Below are 4,637 nucleotides of genomic sequence, written 5' to 3' on the forward strand. Positions count from 1 at the left end.
GTTAACAAGTACTCACGGGCGCGAAGCTCATAGCGTCGTCGACGATCTTGCCGTGGCGTAGCGTGACCAGGTCGCGGAAGTAGTTCATTCGCAGCCGCCACGGTGCTTTCGAACCCTGCTTCGGGAACGACTCCACCGACCGCAGCACGTAGCCGGCGGCGAAGTCGAGGAACGGCTCCTCGTCGACCGCGCTGTCCCGTTCCGGGGAGCATTGCGCGAATCCGTTCGCATCCATGTGGGCGAGCAGCCTGCAGACGTATTCGCACACCAGGTCGGCCTTGAGCGTCCAGGACGCGTTGGTGTAGCCGATGACGAACGCGAAGTTGGGCACCCCGCTGAGCATCATCCCCTTGTACGCCATGGTCTCGGTGAGGTCGATGTCGCGGCCGTCGACGGCGAGTGTCATCCCACCGAATGCGAGCAGATTCAAACCCGTTGCGGTGACGACGACGTCGGCACGCAGCTCGTCGCCGGACTTCAGCGTGATCCCGGTTTCGGTGAACGTGTCGATGTGATCGGTCACGATCGACACTTCGTCGTTGCGGATGGAGCGGAACAGATCCCCGTTGGGCACGAGGCACAGTCGCTGATCCCACGGGTTGTATCGGGGCGTGAAGTGTTTGTCGATGTCGTAGCCCTGCGGCAGCCACTTCTCCTGGAGTTGCCGGATGCGGCCCTTCATGAATTCCGGGTACCGCCGGCACAGTTGGTAGATCGCCGTCGCCACCGTCGCGTTCTTGAGCCGTGTCAGCGCGTAGGCGAGCCGCGTGGGCAGGTGGCGCCGCAGTTTGTTGGCCAGCTTGTCCTTGGCGGGCATCGAGATGATGTACGTGGGCGAGCGCTGCAGCATGGTCACGTGCGCGGCCTCGGCGGCCATCGACGGTGCCAGCGTCACCGCGGTGGCACCGCTGCCGATGATGACCACCCGCTTACCCGCGTAGTCGAGGTCCTGGGGCCATTTCTGCGGGTGTACGACCTGCCCGGCGAACCGGTCGATGCCCGGGAACTCGGGGGTGTAGCCCTCGTCGTAGCGGTAGTACCCGCTGCAGGACATCAGGAAACCGGCGGTGAACCGGACGGTCTCACCGGTGTCGGTGCGCTCGGCGTCGATCGTCCAACAGCCGTTCGCGGTCGACCACTCGGCGCGAACGACCCTGTGCCGGAACCGGATGTTCCGGTCGATCCCGTGCTGGGCTGCCGTGTCCTTGACGTACTCGAGGATCGAGGGGCCGTCGGCGATCGACTTGTCGTTCTCCCACGGCCGGAAGCGGTAGCCCAGCGTGTACATGTCGGAGTCGGACCGAATACCGGGGTAGCGGAACAGATCCCACGTGCCGCCGATCGACTCACGGCTCTCCAGGATTGCGTATGTCCGGCCGGGGAAGTTGTCCTGCACGTGGTATGCGGCACCGATCCCGGACAGTCCGGCCCCGATGATCAGCACGTCGAGGTGTTCGACGGGCGCCTTCGCGTCTGCGGTGTCGGCGGCGGTATCGGTGTGTGACATGAACACTCTCTCGCTGGGTGGGAAGGGCGGCTATTTCGGGTCGACGGCGACGTCGTCGAGAGCGACATTACGTGCGCTGGTGGAGCGGCCGAGTTTCACGACCTCCTCGTCCATCAGCGGAAGGATCCGGGGGACGGGCGGTAGCAGGGTGCGATCCCCGATCCGCGACGTCACCACCGCCTTCAGCCAGGCGAACGCCCCGACCCACCGGGGCACGTAGATCCGACGCTTCCGCTTGGTGAGGCCGTCGACGAACGCGTCGACGCAGCGGTCCACGGACGTCGTCTTGCCGAGCGGTCCCGGCAGCGTGGCGAGGAACTGGTTGAACGCGGCGAGGTCGTCTTTCGCGTCCTGGACGAGCGGGGTGTCGATCCACGACATGTGGGCCGAGCCGACGGTGACGCCGCGGTGCGCGACCTCGAGGCGGAGGGCGTTGGCGAAGTGTTCGACGCCGGCCTTGCTGGCGTTGTAGGCGGTGAGACCGGCTGCGGGCGCGAACGCGGCGAGCGAGGAGACGACCAGGATGTAGCCCTTCCGCTCGATCACGGACGGTAGCGCGGCGCGGACGGTGTGGAAGACGCCGAGAATGTTGATGTCGATGACCCGCTTGAACGTGGCGGGATCGACCTGCGTCACCGAGCCGAAGCTGGCGATGCCTGCGTTCGCGAGAACGAAGTCGATGCCCCCGAACTTCGCGACTCCGGAGTCGACGGCCTTCTGCATGGCGGGCAGGTCGCAGACGTCGGCGGCTACGGCGAGCGCGACGTCGTCACCGAGTTCGGCGGCGAGGGCTTTCAGTGGTTCGGCGTCCAGGTCGATCAGGATCAGTGCGACGCCCTTGCGGGCGAGGGCACGGGACGTTTCGGCTCCGATGCCCCGCGCGGCGCCGGTGACGAGTGCGACTTTGTTCCTGAGCGTGGGCATGGGATCTCCTGGCGTGTGATCTGGCACCGTTCAGTGTCAGTTTGTATCTGGAACTGTGCGGTGTCAATATTGGGGAGTGAGTTCGCCCAGGCTCGACGGGACGGGCCGCACCTACCGCGGTGCGGGCCCTCGCCAGCGTCAGGAAGAGCGCCGCGCGCGCCTCGTCGACGCTGCCGTCGAAGTGTTCGGGACCAGCGGATACCGGTCCGCGACCGTCGAGAAGATCTGCGCGACCGCCGGGCTCACCAAGCGCTACTTCTACGAGTCGTTCGACGACAGCGAGGCCCTGCTACTGGCGGCGTACGCGAGCGTGACCGACCGCCTCCGGGACAGTGTCCTGCGCGGCGCGCGGGACGGGGGCGCCGATCTGGACGCCAGAGTTCGCGGGGCGCTGACCGCGTTCTTCCGGTCCGTCGCCGACGACCCGCGGATCCCGCGGATCGCGTTCCAGGAGGTCCTCGGTGTCGGCCCGGACGTCGACGCCGCCTACCGCCGCGTCACGCGGTCGTTCGTGGACGCCGTGCTCGTCGTCATCGGCCCGGCCGTCGACCGCACCGCGTTCCCCGACCCTCACCTCCGCACCCTCGCGACCGGCCTGGTCGGGGCGGTGCTGATGATCGCCCAGCAGTGGGTCCTGTCGGAGAACCGTCAGCCGATCGAGACGGTCATCGCCAGCGCGCACACCATTCTCTCGGCCGTCCTGGGTGAACTCGGCCCCAGGTGAGTGGCGTCGTGTGCCGGGGCACTCCTTAGCGCTCACGTGGGGGAATCCAGGGCAAAACCCGGACGCCATCACATATATGTTGTTAAATACCTGACATGCACGGTGCTGTGCACTGCCAATCGCCTGGGGTCCGCAACACGACGATCCGCGGGGTGCTCGTCGCGTTGCTCGGGGTCCTCGTGTTGGCCGGTCCGGCGCCGAACGTCGCGCGTGCCGCCGGCTATGCAGGCCTCCTCGACATCACGCCCGCGAACGCGTCGGCGGAGTCGATCGGCGGGCTCGACCCCCGGCTCCCCACCGACTCCGCCGCACTCGGTGCTGCGCTGGCCGCCGCCCGCTCCGACGGCATCGCACCGAGGAGGTATTCCGCCCTGCTGCAACAATATTGGCTGGCGCGCGGATCCGAGGCGTCCGGCATCGACCTCGCCGGGTGGGATCCGAACGCCGGGCTGATCGCCAACGCGGCGGTGGTCGACCGGGTCTACGAGAACTACGGCCGCTATCAACTCCAACGCGCCGAGCTCTATTGGTCCGGTATGGCCGGGCTGGCGGGAGGCTCGTTCGCCGCCGGCTTCTGGGACCTCGACCTCGGCCGGACCGTGCTCGGAGTCGACGCCGTCCACGCGCTCGGCAACGCCGTCGCGTCAACGATCCGCGGTCTGTCCGGCGAGGCGATGACGCTCCTGCCGCCGGACCCGAGAACGCTCGCCACCGTCGGTCCGGCGATGACGGCGGGCGACCTGGACTGGTACCAGAAACGCCTGCTGATGATGCAGAAACACATCTACTTCGACATGGTGCCCATGCACGAGGCGTACCTGAACGACGGCAGGGGTGCCGTCGAGGAGATGGCCGCCGCGGGACTGCTCGACGAGAACGCCGAGATCGCCTGGGACGGCATCTTCTCCGGCACCCCGGCGGGATACGCGGACGCCCTGTTCCGGATGGCGTCGCGTGAGCAGAATCAGATCATCGCCGACCAGTGGGACGTCACTGCGGCGGCGCGTGACGGTGTCGGCCGGGCGCTCACGTACGCCACGACCGTCGCGGCGCAACCCTCGGTTCCCGGCGCGCGCGCACCGGGGCAGGTCACGCCGATGTCGATCACGGGCGACGTCGCCGGCGCGGACTACCGTCTGCGGACACCCCTGCCCGGCTTCAACTGGGCCGACCGCGCACCGCGCTGGGAGTACATCGTCAGCGACATCGCGTCGTCCTACCAGCGGCTCGCCGAGGGTCGTCCGGGCGAGCTGCGCGCTCTGCTCGCCATCCCGTTCCGCGATTTCGTCGAGGGCCAGCGGGTGCTGCGGCGGATGCCCGACCTCGCCCGCGACATGAGCACGGGCTGGGAGTTGTCCCCGCCGCAGCCGTAGCGCGTCTCGGGCGCACCGGGCCCGCCTGAGATCAGACGCAACCGGCGGCCCCGGGGGCCGGGCCCGCACCCGGCGCGTATAAACAAATCCCAGCCCCCGAGACCACCCC

Annotated in this window: 4 protein-coding genes; 2 read left to right on the forward strand and 2 right to left on the reverse strand. The window is 68.0% G+C overall.

Annotated elements, in window-relative coordinates; genetic code table 11:
- Position 1: 1 nt before the first annotated feature.
- Positions 2-1,507, reverse strand: a complete 1,506-nt coding sequence (locus ACFTZB_RS43155; protein ID WP_378441744.1) for a flavin-containing monooxygenase — start codon at positions 1,505-1,507, stop codon at positions 2-4.
- 30 nt (positions 1,508-1,537) lie between these two features.
- Positions 1,538-2,431, reverse strand: a complete 894-nt coding sequence (locus tag ACFTZB_RS43160; protein WP_378441747.1) for an SDR family oxidoreductase — start codon at positions 2,429-2,431, stop codon at positions 1,538-1,540.
- A gap of 76 nt (positions 2,432-2,507) precedes the next feature.
- Between ACFTZB_RS43160 and ACFTZB_RS43165 the strand changes: the two genes are divergently transcribed.
- A complete protein-coding gene (locus ACFTZB_RS43165) occupies positions 2,508-3,155 on the forward strand; it encodes a TetR/AcrR family transcriptional regulator (protein WP_378441751.1) in 648 nt (215 codons plus the stop codon).
- A gap of 95 nt (positions 3,156-3,250) precedes the next feature.
- Positions 3,251-4,528 (forward strand): hypothetical protein, encoded by a 1,278-nt coding sequence (locus ACFTZB_RS43170; RefSeq protein ID WP_378441754.1) that lies wholly within the window; start codon positions 3,251-3,253, stop codon positions 4,526-4,528.
- Positions 4,529-4,637 lie beyond the last annotated feature (109 nt).

This window comes from Rhodococcus sp. NPDC057014 (assembly GCF_042673295.1).
In the GTDB taxonomy this organism is placed as follows: domain Bacteria; phylum Actinomycetota; class Actinomycetes; order Mycobacteriales; family Mycobacteriaceae; genus Rhodococcus_F.

Excerpts from the sequence above, each read along its gene's own strand:
- ACFTZB_RS43155 (WP_378441744.1), bottom strand. The coding sequence starts at position 1,507 with ATGTCACACACCGATACCGCCGCCGACACCGCAGACGCGAAGGCGCCC.
- ACFTZB_RS43160 (WP_378441747.1), bottom strand. The coding sequence starts at position 2,431 with ATGCCCACGCTCAGGAACAAAGTCGCACTCGTCACCGGCGCCGCGCGG.
- ACFTZB_RS43170 (WP_378441754.1), top strand. The coding sequence starts at position 3,251 with ATGCACGGTGCTGTGCACTGCCAATCGCCTGGGGTCCGCAACACGACG.